Genomic DNA, 18,793 nt, shown 5'->3' with positions numbered 1-18,793 from the left:
AGTAAAAAAAGAAGCCAGTGTCACCTACTTGAATGACATTATGGAAGCTGGGATGACATCCTTCTCACAAGCAAAATGTTCATGCAGATAATATTTAATTGTGATTGAAGATCTCTTTTAACTCTTTTATATGACCAAGCTTAATTATCTCAATATCATGAGAAGAATAATTGCCATTTTTAGGCATAATCGCTTTTTTAAATCCTAACTTTTGTGCTTCCCTTAGTCTGAGATCAGCATGCGAAACATTTCTAATTTCTCCTGAAAGTGCAACCTCACCGCAGATTATTGAAGAAGTTGGTAGCGGTAAATTTACTAAACTTGAAATAAGAGAAGCAGCAACAGCAAGATCAGCTGATGGTTCCTGTATTTTGAGTCCTCCCGCAATGTTTAGGTATACTTCTTTATCATGCAAAAACATTTTACAACGAGCACTTAGAACCGCGATTATCATAGCTAATCTATTAATATCCCAACCAACTACTGCTCTTCTTGGAGTTGCCATATTAGTCCTTGCTATTAATGCTTGCACTTCCATTAAGATTGGTCTTGAGCCTTCAACTCCTGCAAATACGGCGCTGCCAACTACTTCTCTATCATGTACGGTCAAGAATAATGATGATGGATTATCAACAGGCATGAGTCCTGCTTCAGACATCTCAAAAACACCAATTTCATTTGCAGGGCCAAATCTATTTTTAATAGTGCGTAAAATGCGATATTGATTACTATTTTCACCCTCAAAATATAGTACTGTATCTACCATATGCTCCAGGGTTTTAGGTCCTGCTATTTGTCCATCTTTCGTTATATGGCCAACTATTAAGAGAGAAACACTATATTGCTTTGCAAGAACAGTCAATTCATGAGCGCAGGTACGGACTTGAGTTACAGTTCCTGGTGCTGATGTGACTTTGCTATCATACATAGTTTGTATAGAATCAATTATCAAGAACTTAATACTTTTATTTTTCCTTATTGTTGCTACTACATCAGTTAAAGATACTGTAGATAAAAGCTTAATTTTAGGTTCATTTATCTTAAGACGCTTTGCTCTGAGGCTCACTTGCTCTAAAGATTCCTCGCCAGATACATAAAGACATTCAAAAGAGGAAAGTTGTACAACATTAGCTGCAATCCTAAGCAAAAGAGTAGATTTGCCAATTCCAGGTTCACCACCAATTAAAATGCTAGCACCTTGAACGATACCTCCACCAAAAACTCTATCTAACTCTTCTATTCCTGTTAAAAAACGATCGGGGGTAATAATTTCACTATCTGATAACGCTTTTATTGAAATTGGTGCAGATGTACTTCTCGTTTCTGTTTTTAGTACTATTTCTTCGACAACCGTATCCCAACTGTCACATGCAATACACCTTCCTACCCACCTTCCAGTGCTATGACCGCAGAATTGACATACGTATGCAGTTTTCATAAAAGCCAAAATTATAATTCTAATAAAAATTAGCTAAATAAGTGAAATAAATTTAAATAGAGAAAATTACCAATCACACTTTTTATCTTGTGGTTTTATTTGCAATATTGCTACTAAGCTGACTAATAAGCAAAAAATTACATAAAGCCCAGCAGCAAAGTCTATTTTAGGAAACATTATAGTAAACCCAGTGCATATCATAGGAGTAAATCCACCATGCAGGGCATAAGAAATGTTACGTGATAAACTCACACCACTAAATCTAACATTAGTAGGAAAAAGCTCAGCAGTAACTATCCCTATAGGATTAATACCCCTCTCGATTATAGAAAGAGCCATAACACTCAACATGATTATAAGATAGCTTTTATAGTAATATGCAATAGATAACATAGGACAACATAATACCATTGTTATCACTATAAATAAGATTGCAGTGCGTTCTCTTCCTGTTTTATCAGCTAAAATTCCAAGCATTATTGAAGATATCGGCATTAATATACTGGTTATAATGAGTACAACTTCGTTGACATACGTTGTTACATAAGTTTCAACAGACACTATTTCTTTTGCAATTGTTCTAAGAAATATGGTAAATCCAACAGCAACATTAACAGGTACAGATATTAAAATGGCAAGTATCAGGGCTCTTTTATAGCGTTTTGTAAGCTCTATTATTGGTAAATTAGGTAAATTTCTTTGTTCTCGATTTTTTTCATACACTGGAGTTTCTCCTAGTGTATATATACTATATGCGCTTATTAATCCTAAAATGGCTGAAAAAATAAACGGCAGCCTCCAACCCCAAGCGTTAAAATCAGTGGTTTTTTTACAGATGATCACTGCAACCACAGAGAGCAATATGCCAATAGAGCGACCAAAACTTATTATTCCAAAAAACATTCCTAGTTTTTTCTTATTAGGTAAATGCTCTATGAGATAAACAGAGCTACCTCCTTGCTCAGCGCCAAGTGCAACCCCTTGTATCAGATGGATTGTAAGAAGCAACATAGTAGAGGTTATTCCTATTTTACTATAACTTGGAATAAACGCAACGAGACTAGAAGGAATTGATATTAGCAAGATAGCAATCGTTAACGCCATTCTCCTTCCATACCTATCACCAATGTGACCAAATACAGATGCACCAAGTGGTCTTACCATTGCACCCATTCCTGCAATTCCAAACAATTGCAATATGCTGTAGTAGATATCTTTTGCATAACAAAATTCTCTACTAATTATATTAACCAGATCAATAAAGAGCATATGGTCATACCATATTGCGATTCTACAGAGTATTGTTGCAATCAATACTCTTGTTTGTTGATTGTACACTTAGTTTAATTTGTAAATGTCTACTTATTTTTATTTTGGCTGCTTTTTAGAACTTTGCAACTCAAGCGTATGGCTTATATGTAAATATTATTAAAATTGGAACTTGCATAACCAGCCAGTCTGGGATCAAATAAAAAAATCTGGTCATCCGCTGGAATGACATGGTGGAATGTGTCATTCCAGTACTCCTTTTCTTGTCATCCCAGTGCTCCGACACTGGGATGACACCTCTCTTAAATTACTTTAGCTACAAATATCAAGAAATTTACCAAGTAGAAAAAAGACAAAAGAAACCCCCTATTAGCTAGCTCTAATCCTGAAAATTGGCCTGTCTTAAACAGCCCGTTTCAGCTTATATGGTTAAAAAACTGGAAGTTTTGTAAAGAAATAAGATGCACATAGTGCAAAAAATTAAAAATAAGACGACAACTGCGTTATGCTTTTGTCGTTTAATCTGCACAGACGAAGATAAATAGTATAGCGTTATCCTTATGGTAAGGGAGTTGAAAAAATTTATAAAGCAGGTTCTTTCATTAGTTTTTTTGCAAACATCAAACAATTACTTAGAAAAATTGGAAAGACCATTAAAATATTTTTTTACTTTTTATTCTATATATTTCAACATATTACCTTTAAGTACTAATAATTATGGCATTATTAATAGTTGAGTCGCCAGCAAAGGCAAAGACGATAGGTAAATATTTGAGTAAAGAATTCAAAGTGGCTGCATCTTTTGGCCACGTCAGAGATCTGCCAGCAAAGAATGGTTCTGTTGATCCTGATAATGACTTTGCCATGAAGTATGAGATTATTGAAAAAGCAGAAAAGTATGTAAAAGAGTTAGTCAAGGAAGCTAGTAAAACATCAGATATATACCTTGCAACAGATCCAGACAGAGAAGGGGAAGCAATAGCTTGGAATGTGATAGAGGCACTAAAGGAAAGAAAAGCAATCAATGATGAAAGTAACATTCATAGAGTAGTCTTTAACGAAATAACAAAAAGAGCAGTGCAAGAAGCTATAAAAAATCCACGTGAAATTAATATGGACTTAGTGCGTGCACAGCAAGCACGCAGAGCTTTGGATTATCTAGTTGGATTTAGCTTGTCACCGCTGCTGTGGACAAAATTGTCGGGAAGCAAATCTGCAGGGCGAGTGCAGTCTGTTGCATTAAAGCTTATATGCGAACGAGAAGATGAAATTAGTAAATTTATAACACAGGAGTATTGGAGCATAAAGGCAGAAATGCAAAATAGCAAAGATGAGGCTTTTTTTGCTATGCTAAGCCACTATGACAATAAAAAGCTAGAAAAATTTGATATTAAGAATGAAGAAGAGGCAAAGAACTTAGTCAGGGAGATCGAGTCAAGGCAGTATGCTGTAAGCACAGTAGAACGCAAGCAAGTTAAGAGAAACCCGCTTCCTCCATTTATCACCTCAAGTCTTCAGCAAGATGCAGTGAATAAACTGTATTTTAATGTGAAAAATGTTATGCGAGTAGCGCAAAATTTATATGAAGGTATCAATATTGGTGGTGAAACCGTAGGGTTGATAACTTACATGCGTACAGATGGGTTTCATATTGCAGATGAGGCTATAAACTCAATCAGGGGATCAATTAAGTCATTATATGGTGATAAATATTTACCGCAGTCTCCTCGTAAATATGTAAAAAAGGTCAAAAATGCTCAAGAAGCACATGAAGCAATCCGGCCAACTGATATTAATAGAACACCGGGTAGTATTAAGGATTACTTAACGCCAGAGCAATTTAAATTATACGATTTAATCTGGAAAAGAACCATCGCAAGTCAAATGGAATCGGCGATTCTTGATCAAGTGGTAGTTGAAATTAGTTCTATTGACCAGAAAGTGATTCTGCGAGCAAGTGGATCAAGTATATTCTTTGATGGTTTTTATAAAGTTTATCAAGATAACATAGAAGCCGAAAATGAAGGCCTGCTACCTGCCATGAAGGAAGAGGAAGCGTGCAAGTTGATTTCTGTTGATCCGAAACAGCATTTTACTCAACCGCCACCTCGTTATAGTGAAGCGAGTATAGTAAAAAAAATGGAAGAAGTCGGTATAGGTCGCCCATCAACTTATGCAACAATTATTTCGGTATTACAAGATCGTGAATATGTTTCATTGGATAACAAAAGATTTATTCCAAGCAGCCGCGGTAAGATCGTGACTATATTTTTGGAAACTTTTTTTCAGCGTTGTGTAGAGTATGACTTTACAGCACAAATGGAAGAAAGGCTTGATTCAATCTCAAATGGACATGCAGATTGGAAAAAAGAACTAGGCTATTTTTGGGTGCCATTTTTTAATCATGTAAATTCTGTTAAGCAAATGACACATGATGAGATTTTTAGTGGTATTCATGATTTGGTAGTCAATTGGTTTTGCTCAGAGGAAGGAAAGGAAGAAATAGGTAAAAAATGTCCTAATTGCTCTGGTGGTATATTGAAATTAAATTTTGGAAAAGCCGGTGTGTTTCTTGGATGTTCTAACTATCCTGCATGCAATCATACAAAAGAAATTACGGGCAGTAATGACAATTCAGAATATCCAAAAAGTTTGGGTATAGATGATGTGACAGGCCAAGAGGTAATGATCAAAAAAGGTCCTTTTGGACTTTATCTGGAGTTTAATAGTGAGTCAGAAAAGAAAAAAAAGATTTCTGTACCAAAAGATATAAATGTTAATGATATTGATCTAAATACCGCCACTCGATTACTTTCCCTGCCGAAAATAATCGGAGAGCACCCTGAAACTGGAAAAGAAGTAAAAATAGGTCTTGGACGATTTGGGTACTATATTCTCTATGATGGTCGATACTTTTCTCTTAAAAAAAGCTCTAAGGAGGTATTAGACACACAATTAAACGAAGCTATACAAATTATTGAGAGCAGCCCACGCAAAGAGCTAAAATCTCTTGGTTTTAATGAAAAGGGAAAAGAAGTTTTTATCTGCAACGGTAGGTACGGATTCTATATAAAATGCGGTAAAACAAACGTTGCTTTGGGCAAGAATGCAGATATTGAAAGTATAGATCTGAAGAAGGCTTTAGAGTTAATTAAGAATAAAAAGTAGACTTCTTGCATAACCATTCTTTATATGTTCTTTATTGTTGTTCCAGCGCTACACGCTGGAACTGAGAAAAAAAGAGACTGAATGACAGGAAAGAAGTTACTGCGGCCGCTACTAAGTCAGCAGCTGCAGTAGTGTAACGCAGACATGCTACCAGGAAAATAGTCTCTATCAGAGTTAAGCTTTGCTGGCAAAATGAAAAGTAAGACCAGCTTCTATACCGTGTGTGTGAAAAAAGCCATTCTGTATGGTAGTAGTCATTTTATTATCACCTGTTTGTTGAGCCATTTTGTTTGTTTTAGCATCCAACTTTAAAGTTTCCGGTTTGTATTCACTGCTACCAATAACACCAAAACCTCTATATCCGATGTGCATATTTACATCTTCATTTATATGATAATCAAAGCCAGCCTTTAATTGACCTGCAGGTCTTATTGACGATTTTTCAAACATTGTCATTCTTGTTGCACCAACTCCAATACCAACATAAGGAGAAAAAGAGAAACTCTCACTTTTCCAATGATGATAAACATTTGCCATTACAGATATGTTCTCAATTTTGTCGGGAGTGTTAAATAAACTGTGTCAAACCGAAAAAAAAGTAATAAATTGATATAAAAAAATGGAGGTTTGACAATGAGTCAGAAAGTAGTAAACAGAACTACCGGTTTGGTAGATTATAAAGAATTAGAAACAAATATCCTGTCGTCTATACGAGAAGGAAGACCGTTGACAGGAAGAGATGGAGCATTAACACCGTTTATAAAAAAGTTGCTGGAGGTAAGCCTGGAAGGTGAAATAGAAAACCACTTGTCGGCCGAAAGCGAAGAGAATAATCGAAGAAATGGGAGGAATGCAAAGACTTTACGTACAAGCGCAGGGTCATTTGAGCTTTTGACGCCAAGAGATAGGGAAGGAAGTTTCGAACCACAAATAGTCAAAAAAAGGCAAACAAACTTACATCCAGAGCTTGAAACGAAGATTTTGAGCACATTTGCCAGTGGTATGGGCTATAGAGATATAGTGTCACATGTTGAGGAAATTTATGATCACAAAATATCGGCGGCAGAGATATCAAGTATTACTGACAAATTGCTACCAGTAATCAACGAATGGCGTAGTCGCCCGCTGCAGTCTGTATATCCGATAGTTTTCATGGATGGCATGTTTTTTAAAGTCAAAGAGGACGGGCATTGCGTAAGTAAATGCATGTATAACATATTAGGCATAGATCAAAATGGCAAAAAAGAAGTATTAGGTTTTTATTTGGCTGAAAGTGAAGGAGCTAACTTCTGGTTGGGAGTGCTAAATGACCTCAAAGAAAGAGGAGTAGAAGATATCCTTATTGCCTGCGTTGATGGGCTGAAAAGCTTTCCTGCAGCTATAAACAGTGTCTTTCCTAATGCGGAAGTGCAGATGTGTATAGTGCATCAGATACGCAACTCACTGAAGTATGTGGCCAGTAAAGATGCGAAGAGTTTTTTGAGCGATTTAAAGAAGGTATATCAAGCTTCAAGCAAGGAAATTGCCGAGAATTATCTGTTGGAATTGGATGAAAAATGGGGCACAAAGTACCCTATGGTTATAAAATCTTGGCAGAATAATTGGGAAAACTTGTCTGGTTATTTTAAGTATTCTGGTCCAGTTAGGAGGATAATCTACACCACCAATCCCATAGAGGGGCTACATAGGCAAATTAGGAAATTCACTAAGACCAAAGGCTCATTTACCAGCATAAATGCCTTGTATAAGCAGGTATATTGTGCTATAAAGAAGGTAGAGGAAAAGTCGACGATGCCTGTACATGATTGGGCATTAACTATCTCTCAACTTGATGTTTTCTTTCCTGGCAGATTGAAAATTGAGTTGAACTAAAAATGCGGTTTGACACAGTTTATTTAACACTCCCATTTTGTCATGGTGAATAATTGATCCATATTGATTGCCGCCTTCTGTGTACGATATTGTCATCTGGCCGCTTGTTAAACGAATATTATCCACTTTCACTGAAGAATACATTCCTTCTAATTCAGCTCTATAGCTATTATTACCTAATTCCCCTGTATAACCAAGTGCTACATTTGCAGCAAAAGGTGGATTATAATCTCCTTCATACTTGTTTAGTAGCTGACCTTCTGTACTCTGAGCACCCCTGTCATTTACAGATACCTTATTGGCATCTGTAGCATCTTTACTTCCAATTTTTGCTTTCAACTTACCAAAGTTCAAATATTGACCGTAATATCCACCACCAAAGTAAAATCCTTCTGTTTCACTTGCAAAAGATTGTTGTGACAACAATAAAGCAAGTGCTGTAACTGCTAATGTTTTTTTACTCATCATGATTATTCCTCTAGTTAAAATAGCTAATCTAGTACTAATTAATTAAAAATGATTTAATATGAAAAAACTAATTATTTTCTAAGCTAAAAAATAGGTAAAATTAACCTCTATCCTCGATTTTATTGCCGTCTAGTTTGTCCTCATCTTCAAATTCATCATCATCGTCAAATTCATCCTTACTGTCTTCATCATCAAACCCATCATCGTCTTCCTCATCATCAAACCCATCACCACCTTCAAACTTATCATCAATATCCTCGTCTTCAAATCCATCTTCAATCTCTGGCTCATCGTATATTGCATCTTCAGTTCTAGCTTCAACAGGATAATCAGCAGCTTCAATAGCATTACTCTCTTCTTCATTACTAATCTTATCTTTGTTAGCAGCAGAAAAGACCTTGTTTGGATCATATGGCTCTTGTGTAGGCACACGTGTTGGTTTAATCAGCCTTCTTGTGAATGTGCTATCACTATAGTACAAAATTTTCTTTGACTTAATTGGATAAGTCGATTCTATCAAAATTATCTGATCATCACGTGGCAGCATAATAATTTCTTGAGGTAAGAGCAATGCTCTCTGTGTTTCAGAGATATGCAATGATCTTGATGCAGGATTCAAGTCTAAAAATTTAGGTTTGTTTAATGATTCTTGTTGTACAGTTTTGTTTCCTATAAGCTGAGATATCAAATTAGCCGTTTCAATATTATTGGCTGCAAAAGTTATTCTATAGGTTGAGTTTGATAAAAAGGAGTTCATTCCTGCTTCTTCATATATTCCTTTAAGCTGTTCAGTATCTTGAACAATTAAAAATAACCTTACTCGATAGCCACGAAAGTATGCGATGCCCGTTTGAAATTGCTCCATTTTTCCAAGTGTTGGAAACTCATCCATTAAAAATAATACGCCGTAAGGCTCGTCATCCGATGGCAATTTTCTACATAAAAACTCAGTTGCCTGTTGGTAAAAAACCTGCATTAAAGGCCTGAGCCTAGTTAAGTTATCAGGAGTTAAACCAACATAAACTGTAGTTTTCTTCTTTTTAAAATCCAAAATATTAAAATCACTTGATGCAGTTGCAGTATCGATCAATGGGTTTGCCCACAATTCAAGCGACGAGTTCATAGTTGACACAACACCTGATCTTTCTTTGTCAGCCTTTTGCAAAAAAGCTGCAATGTTCATATACGCTACCGGATGTATTATTTTACCCATTGTGTCCAAAACTACAGCAAGATTGTAAACTACGTCATCGCTACGCATCGTACGCACAACCTCACCAAAAGATTTAACTTTCTCTGGTGCAGCAAGTAAATATAGTACCACCCCAACAAATAAGCTTCTTGCTTCGTTTTGCCAAAAATCTTGTTCAGGCATGATTAGGTTAGCTATTTTTTGCACATCGTCAACCATCTGTCCAGGTTTTTCACTAATCCATTCCAGTGGATTATAACAATGGCTTACCCCATCTGGCTGCGCTGGGTTCCATACATATACTTTTTGTCCTTGTCGCTCTCGCCAACCACTTGTTATTTCATAGTTTTCTAATTTTATATCATGCACAATTACCGAATCATTCCAAAATAACAAATTAGGAATTACAAAACCAACACCTTTACCAGAGCCTGTAGGTGCAAAGAGCAATGCATGCTGAAACCCATCAGCAATAAAATATCCTCTCTTATCTTTACCAAGCAATAGACCTTTTTTGCTTCTTAATCCCGCTTTTCGTATGTCTTTCTCTGATGCCCACTGTGAATCTCCATGAAGTGATTCTTTCTTTTTAAATGGCCGCCACTCAATTAGTCTTTCTCTCACATTCCACAAAATAATCATCAAAACAATTTTAGGCAGTACAGAAGATACAACTAATTTAATTTTGAGCTCAAAGCTATATAGCTCTGGATGATGCCAACAATATTGTATATGATCAAAAATTGTCGGCCAGAGAGCTTGAGGAAAAGGTGTCAAGCTAGGATTAATTGCTCTAAAATCTACACCATCTGGACCGTCAACAAACAGGTAGAATAATATACCAGACAAATAGAAGCAAAATTCAAGTATGCTAAAAGATACTACACCTCCTATGAGAATATTGCGTAGGTGATTTCCATTACTCATAAACTACTTTTTCTTAACTTACGTATAAATTTAAGTATTTTCATTTGAAGATCTAGTAAATAATATTTCAGAAATGCTTCTTTTTCCACCACTGGTCCTTTTGAGTTGAATAACAATGTCAATTACATTTCTAATGTATGGTATGATCTGATCTGGGGGAATTCCAAGATTTGCTTGCATAACCATAAGTTTTATTTGCTCAAGAGCCATTGCCGGACTATCCGCATGAAGAGTTGATATTGACCCTGGGTGGCCAGTGTTTATTGCTCTAAGAAAACTAAAAGCTTCTGCTCCACGCAGCTCACCAACTATTATTCTATCTGGTCTTAAACGTAAACATGCCTCTATCAAATCTTGAGTGGTCACTTTTGCCCTACCCTGACCTCCTTTAGAAGCAATAAGATGTACTCTATTCGGATGATCATTCAAAACTATCTCTCTTGCATCTTCAACAGTAATAATTCTTTCTTCAGATGGAATAGCACGCAAAGTAGCATTAGTAAAAGTGGTTTTACCAGTGGAAGTTCCACCACTAATTATGATATTTTTCTTACTTATTACAGCATATTCTAAAAACTCTTTTATTTTTTTTTGTTTCAGTAGCAAATCTAGGTGACGATCTACTGGATTATCGGTCACTCCTATAACAGTTTCAGAAAAAGCCCCCATTTTTTCATAATCATCCAATGCCAATTGCATAGAAGAAGGTTTACGAATTGAAATGACTACTTTATCAGGCTCACATGCTGGAGGAAACACTATCTGTATACGATAACCATTTGGTAATGTAGCTGAAAGCAGCGGTGTCTCTTCGCTCAGTTTTTGTTCTGTAGCTTGAGCAATCAACCTGCTAAGAGATTTTAAATGATTAAGATCAAATATTTCTAACTTTTCGCATCTTATTTCACCGCGATTTTCAATCCATACTTCCTTCGGTTTATTTATTGATATTTCATTTACACCTTCCTCTTGAAATATCCCTTGTAATGGCTCCAAGTATGTATCAAGTGCAGCATAGTTCATTTCAGTTATTTAATATTGACTGTGGAGGAAATACTATATCTTGGTTAACAAATACTTTCAATGCAGTTCCTTGATTAACATAAATAGTTGGTTTTTTATCTACACTCCTATCAACTATATCTCGCATGTCTTTGGAAAAATCATTGATTGACTTCCCGATTGCTTCATCATAAACAGATTTGCTTCTTTTCTGAGTTTGCCTCAACAGTTGACGTACATCGTCTAAAGTTATACCGATATTGTCACTAGTAATTGTATCAACTCCACTAGCTCCAGAACTTTTTATCACACTTACTATTTCTTCCTTTATTATTCTCAGCAAATCCTGATCACTTTTAGCATTTCGAATTTTTTCAATAGCCCTAATACCCAATTTCCATTTTTCGTCTCCTACCTTCCCAACTTCAGTTTTTATAGAATTCTCCAATCTCTCAACAATAGCCCCTTTGAGAGAAGAAATATCTATTTCAGTTGCAGTAATAGACTTCACTGCATCCATGGCAGTTAGCGCATCGATAAGATTAGAGGCTTTTTGTCCTACAACAGCTGAACCAATCGAAACACCAGCAAGTGCCACTGAAGAGAATAATGCACTTGCTATTTTATTATCAACTATTCCAGCTATCCCTGCCCTTCCAAGCTCATCGGTACCAGATGATGCAATAGCAACATCTATACCATGAGGAAGAATGATCCTATTCCAATTTATGTTCACGCGGGCTTTTGCAACATTTGAGTCGAATGAATAACCACCTATTAACCTTGAACCTTTTGGTATTAAAATTGTATCACCAGTTTCTGCATAAACGTCTCTACTAACAACAGCACGGAGCATTCCTTTTAAGTCAGAACTTATTGCAGTTTCAAGAATAGCGTCAATAACTTTACCTTGAATAATCATTAAACCAAGCTTTCCAGCTTTGGTAGCTTTGCTCGACTGTGCTGAGGTATTGGATAAAACAGCATCTGTAGCTTTACCTTCCCCACTACTACCTGAAATTGCTAACATTTGTGCACTACGTCTGTCTCTAGGATAACCGCCACCCCCTATTGTAGGAAATGAAGTAGGCAAATTGCTAATAACATTACCAGAAGGAAAATTTTGCTTTGGTAAAACAGGTATATTTGACAAGGGAATTTCTTTTAGTTGCTCTTCTTTTTTTGTCACTTCCTCTTTTTTGATTTGTTTTACTTCTGGTATGACTTGTGGGATAGGAAGAGGAGGTAAGGGTGGCAAGAGATCAGTTGCTATCCTCTCGGAAACTACTACATTATCTGGAACTTGTTCTAACTTTCCTTTCAATTCTTGAATGTTTTGCTTTGTTTCCTCTTTTTTAACAATCTCTGGACCCTCTTTATTAGAAGGACTAAAATAAAGATAGTACACTCCACCAACTAAGAGCGCTACCATAACTATCATCAATGCCTTATAACCTTGATTAGAGCCAACTGTTACTACCTTGCTTTCTATCTCTGATTCATCTTCTACACTATTATGCCTTTCTTTACTCATATTATATGTACCAGAACTAAAGTGACCTATTTATAACTTCAACTTCACTACCTTCATAACGCATTAATAGCTTTTTATGTACTCCTTTTATTACAACATAATCATCAAATAACAGCCTTTTACAGGATTCGCCTTCTATAAAAATCTGAGGAATTTTATTACTATTTCTAAACTTTAAATAGGTTAAATAACCATCATCGAATAACTCAATTGGAACTATATCTATGTTACCACCTTCATCAATATATGTATAGTTGTACCTCGTATTATTTTCTTGTATTATTTTTTCTGGCTTTTCTGTAATGTATTGCATTTGAGTAGGTAAAGAAACCTCATCTAAATCAACATCAAATTCATCTTCTTCTTGAGGATAATAAAAACGTATTACGTAAGATATATCCTTTTCAACGGAATAATCATGATCCACTTTTTTAGCATCAGTATCTGGGTATTTATCGTAATTTGGTCTTGAAATTAGATCAAAAATGTAATTTCTCTTTTTAGTTGTCGTAATAATCATGTTAGTGCGACTACTGACTTCAAATGGCATGACAAGCAGTTTATTATCATAAGGATTAATTTTCCAACTTGATGCATCACCAACAGCAATATTTTTGACTTTTTCCCCTTCTGCAAACTCAATATAAGAATAGTAACCTTGACTAAAAATTACTGTAAACACCTCATTAGGGCTATATACAAAAGTCTTTATTCTACTATCTACAGAAATAGGTTTATTATTAATAGATGCATTTAAGTTGCCACTTATTAGTAAAGCTAAAACTAACAATATCCTACACATATTCATCATCTACTCTATATGAAATAACTTGAAACCCTAACGGGTTAATATATCTTTGCTGATCATTCATTTCAAGCGATGCATATTTATACGACATCACAACTATCTTATTTTTCCTTGAGGAATTTCCATCTTTTCGTGTAAATTCTATAGAAAATCTCACTTGAAGAGCATCATTACCTAATTTTTGAATTGAACGAATTTTCAACTCACCTTTAGCATCTGAATATAAATTAAAAAGGTCATTCATATTCTGCGATTTTATATAGTTGCTAAATTCACTATATACACTAGGCGAAGAAAACAACCTTACTTTTGTATAATAATTATAATTATAATTATATGGGTCAAAAACCTCCCTTGCTTTTATATACTCTGAAATAAAATAATCGTTCAGCGTTTCATTTGCAGAATATTGTTTTACTGTAACAGGATCAACCAATTGCACTATGCCTGACTTTTTGTCAATTTCTATAACGAATGGCTCAATAGTGCTACTTGTGCTAATTTTAAATATAGCTAATATGCTTATAGAAATTGCAACTAGTAATATTAATGTAAATAAAAGTAAAGTATTTCTCTGAGCAACAACTGTGCTATAGCGACTTGAATTCCAATTTATATCCTTATCCAATGACTCATTACTTTTTTCTTGTTTTAAAAATTTCAGCATCTCAATATTCTTAAAAATCTTAACTTATATTAATTAACATAGCAAGCTAACAAAGTAGTTATAACAAAAAAGCTAATAAACCCTTAATCCATGGCCTAACTTGCCAAATTTTGTTTCCATATATGAATGATTATATTCATTGCGTTCCATAATAAGTGGTACACACTTTGTAACTTCTATACCGTTATTTTTCAACTCTGATAACTTTCTACCATTGTTTGTAAGTAATTGTATTTTGTTAATGTTCAATTTCTTAAGTATTTTAGCTGCAACAGCAAAGCTCCTTTCATCATCTTCAAAACCCAATACTCTATTTGCATCAACAGTATCAAGATTATATTTTCTTTGCATACTGTATGCTCTTAACTTATTAGTTAAACCAATGCCTCTCCCATCTTGCATCAAGTATAATATAATGCCATTCCCAAAGTCGGTCATTATTTGAATCGCTTGATGTAACTGGCTTCTGCAATCACATGATAAGCTGTCTAATAAGTCTCCTGTATAGCATGCAGAATGAATTCTCACTAATGGCTCATTATCTTTATCTGGATTGCCAATGATAATTGCATAATGTTCTCTTCCGCCACTTTTGGTTCTATAAGATATGATATCTACTTCTTGAGTCTGCTTTAAAAATAATGATGTTTTGCACACTTCATACACACTATGATTTTGTTGAAAATCATTCACAAGTAACGTATTTAGTGCAATAATGTCATTTTCTTCACACCAATTTCGCATTTCATGTTTATTCTCAAAAGTCATATCAGCCACTAACGCGTATGGCAATAATTCTGAGAACTTAAGCAAGGCAACAGCATACGCATCTATTGTCTTTGAGCATTGCAACTCTTTTATGCTACCTTCCTTTGAACAGTTTATTAAATGGAGCAGTTCATCAAAATTGCTTATCAACAGACGTTTGCTACTATGTTCTTTACTCTGACATATGTATTTTACCTTACTTGCAGTCAAAGTAACATACACATTACCTGATATAAGCTTATATTGACTAAATAAATTTTTTTCTAAAGTTTCAGCAGCAGCAAGCAATAGATAGTTATTTTCATCATCATATATTAAAATTGGAAGACCACGCCTGACTTCACTGATGGCCCTTTCTACTTTATTTCTACTTTGATTTCCTATAAACATTTCACCTACACCAAACAACTTGGTGCGGTCGAGAAGACTTGAACTTCCAAGGCTTTGTGAGCCACAGCGACCTCAACGCTGCGTGTCTACCAATTCCACCACGACCGCACTTTATTCTAGTTTCTATATAATTACTTTAAATTACTTAATCATTTTAGGGTTTTTCATCTAAAGTGTCAATCTGATACTAGGATAATTTAGGAAATGCCTGTATAATTTAGCTATGAATTTTATGGTTACAAACTTTAATCATTTAAGATAATCTTAATACTAATTCTTAATTTAGGTCTTTATACAAATGAAAGTAGCTAATATCTTCATTTTTTTAATTCTATCTCTTACAATTAGCTTTCACTCCACTCATGCACAAATATTGTACACATGGTCTCAAATCATTCCAGAAAATAAATTAAGCATACGTGCGATTATAGACAATAACATGTGTCCCATTGCTTACGTCGATAATAAGGAAGTAGAAATGCTAAGTCGCAGCTCAATTAACAATACCGAAACAGTTTGTGAACTGATAGTAGAAACAAATGCTCAAAACATTAGTATTGACAATATAAAAGTTCCCGTATTAGCGGAAAAGATCAGCAAAATTGCCTTCATTGGCGATACAGGATGTAGAATAAATATGTTATTTCAGCAAGAATGTAATTCTGTAGATAGCTGGCCTTTGAAAAAAAATTTAGATTCAATCGCTTTTCATAAACCAGATTTAATTATCCATGTTGGTGATTATCATTATAGACAAACAAAATGTAGAAACACAAAAAAGTGCGGCGATATTTATGGATATAGCAAAGAAGCTTGGTACGCTGATTGGTTTGAGCCTGCAAAAGATATTTTAACACAATCTCCTTTTCTTTTTGTTCGTGGAAATCATGAGAGTTGTAATAGAGCTTATGAAGGATGGTTCAGATATTTAGATTCATACCCCTTTTCCCCTCAAAAATGTGAAGATCTTATTTCCAGTTGGTTCTTAGATGCTGGGCCGATGAAGTTTTTTATCTTCGACTCTTCATCCGGTGAGGAAATTTTTACAACCCAAAGCACAGTTGATGCTTTTGAGAGGCAGTTTGATAAATTGATACAAGATAAGCCCACGTGGTTTTTGACTCATAAACCACTTTGGAGATCTCCAAAAAAAGAATTTTTGACATTAAAAAGCCATGGTAATCTTACACAAATTGAAGCTTTTGGAGATAAATTTCCAAGCAATGTTACTACCATAGTTTCTGGCCACATTCATATAGCCCAGATTTTATTAATGGATAATGTTCCAGATCAGATTATAGTTGGAAACGGCGGTGCATTATTACACGCTCAAGATCAAGAACCTGTTTATCAAAACGTAGAATTTAACTATCCAAATAGTAGAAATTACTTAGCACACGAAGTTAGAAACTTTTTCGGCTTTGGCTTTGCAATATTAGGTTTAGACGATCACAAATTTACTTTCTATAACCAAGATAATAAGGAAATGTATTCTGCAAACCTAACGAAAGACTTTAAACTTAAAACAAATTAAAATTAGGACTATTTGTTGTTATCGATTACTGACCTTACCGAGAAAAAGTAGAGAAGTAGAAATGTGAGTTGACAAAATAAGAGAAATATAGTATATTAATGGTAGTAAGAGTATTTAAAATTAATTATGCCAGTAGCAGTAAATACACCAGGTAACATACAAAGAATGTCGAAATTTAAAAAGGCAAGAGATATTTTACTAGCCCCTGTGAGATGGCTAGTCATTGGTTTAGCTGTAGTATTACTCATAGCATTTATTGTTTTTGTCATAGCGTTAATTCTAGTTGCTCAAGCATTGGGTAAGCTATATCTTCTTGCAGGAGGCAAATTACCAGAATGGTTAGAGCAAAGAACTGAAGCATTTATGGAGGCAGTGCGTGTCCCACAAACAACGCATGATACTAATGTAAATGATGCAATTAATATTAACGTTCAAAAGCTAAAAGAAAACTATGGCGAGCCTGATGTTGATGATAAGTTTATAGAGGAAATAAAAGGATTTATTGATCAGTTAGAGTGTATAGCAAATGGTACACAAAAAGCTGTGGATAAAGATCAACTCACAGAAGATGAGAAAAAACATGCACTTAAGTGCTTGGAGCGTATAAAAAACAACCCTGATACACATAGTGGAAGCGGATTAACATTGAAGCAAGTTTTAAATTTGGTTTGGAAAGCTTGTAAAGATGAAAATAAAAAAAGTGCTGATGATAATATAGATATTAATACCCGCATATCACAGAGAAAATATCAACTGGTTAAACATTTAGTAGAATCGCAAACAGAATATGGAGTACTTGTTGGCAGTGCATGTTTTACTGGTACCTTTAACAGTATTGTCTCTTCCTTGTACACTTTTGAAGAATTTTTCTTCTTGCAAAGAGCGGATAAGGCTACTGTAAAACAAGAGTTTGAAAATGATCTACAAAAAAAAGGTGAAGAATTATTTAATCGGCTTTCCAATGATAAAGAAAAAAAAGAAGTTGCAGAAGCTTTAAGTAATCCTTCTACAAATTTCTTTATTAGCTTTATAGAATCATTTAAAAATCACTCTGCACGTGCAGTTTTAGGCGATAAAAGATGTGATGAACTAATAAAAGAGCATTTTGGTAATCTTCAATATAAACCAACAATATCTTGCTTTATAAAGTAATCACTTAACTAACGGCAAAGTGATACCATGTTGATTCATATATTTTCCTTTCATATCATCATATGACTTCTCACACTCACTTTCGCCGCTTAAAAACACAAATTGGCATGCTCCTTCATTAGCGTAAATTTTTGCAGGAAGTGGAGTAGTGTTAGAGAATTCAAGTGTGACGTGACCTTCCCATCCAGGTTCTAAAGGTGTGACGTTCACTATGATACCACATCTTGCATAAGTTGATTTGCCAACACAAATTACTAGTACATTCCTTGGTATACGAAAATACTCCACTGTGCTGGCAAGCACAAAACTATTTGGTGGAATTATACATACATCTGTTTCCTTATCTATGAAACTATTCTCAGAAAAATTCTTGGGGTCTACAATAGCTGAATTAACATTAGTAAAAACCTTAAACTTATTATCTACTCTCGCATCATATCCATAAGACGATAATCCGAAAGATACAACACCCTTACTGCTTTTATGATTCACAAAAGGTTCTATCATTCTAGAGTTTTCAGCCTTTTCCCTTATCCATTTATCTGGCATAACTGCCATAATTGTCCTTTAAAGTTTTGTAATACTTATAATAATATGTAATAGA

13 protein-coding genes, 1 tRNA gene and 2 pseudogenes are annotated in these 18,793 nt (G+C 34.8%); 4 read left to right on the top strand and 12 right to left on the bottom strand.

The features are described 5' to 3' along the window. Positions 1 to 94 precede the first annotated feature (94 nt). On the bottom strand, positions 95 to 1,438 hold the full coding sequence (radA, locus tag WP_RS06330; RefSeq protein ID WP_007302617.1) for a DNA repair protein RadA: 1,344 nt from the start codon (positions 1,436 to 1,438) through the stop codon (positions 95 to 97). Between the two features lie 66 nt (positions 1,439 to 1,504). After that, positions 1,505 to 2,776, bottom strand: a complete 1,272-nt coding sequence (locus WP_RS06325; protein ID WP_012482023.1) for an MFS transporter — start codon at positions 2,774 to 2,776, stop codon at positions 1,505 to 1,507. 648 nt (positions 2,777 to 3,424) lie between these two features. Between WP_RS06325 and topA the strand changes: the two genes are divergently transcribed. Then, positions 3,425 to 5,875, top strand: coding sequence for a type I DNA topoisomerase (gene topA / locus WP_RS06320; RefSeq protein WP_007302615.1), 2,451 nt, complete (start codon positions 3,425 to 3,427; stop codon positions 5,873 to 5,875). Positions 5,876 to 6,049: 174 nt separating this feature from the next. Here the strand turns inward: topA and WP_RS06315 are convergent. Further along, positions 6,050 to 6,436 (bottom strand): annotated as a pseudogene (locus WP_RS06315) (P44/Msp2 family outer membrane protein); the annotation flags it as partial. Between the two features lie 72 nt (positions 6,437 to 6,508). Here WP_RS06315 and WP_RS06310 point away from each other — a divergent pair. Beyond that, positions 6,509 to 7,747, top strand: coding sequence for an IS256-like element ISWpi15 family transposase (locus tag WP_RS06310; RefSeq protein ID WP_007301911.1), 1,239 nt, complete (start codon positions 6,509 to 6,511; stop codon positions 7,745 to 7,747). Positions 7,748 to 7,780: 33 nt separating this feature from the next. On the opposite strand, the pseudogene WP_RS06305 reads toward WP_RS06310, so the two are convergent. The 8 genes and pseudogenes from WP_RS06305 to WP_RS06270 form a co-directional block, all read right to left on the bottom strand. Then, positions 7,781 to 8,215, bottom strand: a pseudogene (locus WP_RS06305) (P44/Msp2 family outer membrane protein); the annotation flags it as partial. A gap of 100 nt (positions 8,216 to 8,315) precedes the next feature. Further along, entirely contained in the window at positions 8,316 to 10,334 is a 2,019-nt protein-coding gene (locus tag WP_RS06300; protein WP_007302613.1) for a type IV secretory system conjugative DNA transfer family protein, read from the bottom strand. A 30-nt stretch (positions 10,335 to 10,364) separates the two neighbouring features. After that, positions 10,365 to 11,357, bottom strand: coding sequence for a P-type DNA transfer ATPase VirB11 (virB11, locus tag WP_RS06295; protein ID WP_007302612.1), 993 nt, complete (start codon positions 11,355 to 11,357; stop codon positions 10,365 to 10,367). 1 nt (position 11,358) lies between these two features. Continuing rightward, positions 11,359 to 12,870, bottom strand: a complete 1,512-nt coding sequence (locus WP_RS06290; protein ID WP_007302611.1) for a TrbI/VirB10 family protein — start codon at positions 12,868 to 12,870, stop codon at positions 11,359 to 11,361. Positions 12,871 to 12,886: 16 nt separating this feature from the next. Then, positions 12,887 to 13,678, bottom strand: coding sequence for a P-type conjugative transfer protein VirB9 (virB9, locus tag WP_RS06285; RefSeq protein ID WP_029237539.1), 792 nt, complete (start codon positions 13,676 to 13,678; stop codon positions 12,887 to 12,889). Next, positions 13,665 to 14,345: a VirB8 family type IV secretion system protein gene (locus WP_RS06280; RefSeq protein ID WP_007302609.1), complete on the bottom strand. Its 681-nt coding sequence runs from the start codon at positions 14,343 to 14,345 to the stop codon at positions 13,665 to 13,667. The genes virB9 and WP_RS06280 overlap by 14 nt, the downstream gene beginning before the upstream one ends. Before the next feature lie 72 nt (positions 14,346 to 14,417). Next, on the bottom strand, positions 14,418 to 15,503 hold the full coding sequence (locus tag WP_RS06275) for a GTP cyclohydrolase II (protein ID WP_007302608.1): 1,086 nt from the start codon (positions 15,501 to 15,503) through the stop codon (positions 14,418 to 14,420). Positions 15,504 to 15,523: 20 nt separating this feature from the next. Continuing rightward, positions 15,524 to 15,611, bottom strand: a tRNA-Leu gene (locus tag WP_RS06270). Positions 15,612 to 15,801: 190 nt separating this feature from the next. Between WP_RS06270 and WP_RS06265 the strand changes: the two genes are divergently transcribed. Beyond that, complete coding sequence (locus WP_RS06265; protein ID WP_007302607.1) at positions 15,802 to 17,037, top strand: metallophosphoesterase family protein; 1,236 nt, start codon at positions 15,802 to 15,804, stop codon at positions 17,035 to 17,037. Positions 17,038 to 17,202: 165 nt separating this feature from the next. Further along, positions 17,203 to 18,189 carry a hypothetical protein gene (locus WP_RS06260; RefSeq protein WP_231834407.1) on the top strand — a complete coding sequence of 329 codons (987 nt, stop codon included), beginning with the start codon at positions 17,203 to 17,205 and terminating at the stop codon, positions 18,187 to 18,189. On the opposite strand, the gene dcd is transcribed toward WP_RS06260, so the two are convergent. After that, entirely contained in the window at positions 18,190 to 18,747 is a 558-nt protein-coding gene (gene dcd, locus WP_RS06255; RefSeq protein WP_007302605.1) for a dCTP deaminase, read from the bottom strand. Between the last annotated feature and the right edge of the window lie 46 nt (positions 18,748 to 18,793).

Origin of the sequence: Wolbachia endosymbiont of Culex quinquefasciatus Pel (assembly GCF_000073005.1) — a bacterium.
Classification (GTDB): Bacteria; Pseudomonadota; Alphaproteobacteria; order Rickettsiales; family Anaplasmataceae; genus Wolbachia.
The sequence above is the reverse complement of the archived record's forward strand: the minus strand, read 5'-3'. Positions and strand labels throughout refer to the sequence as shown.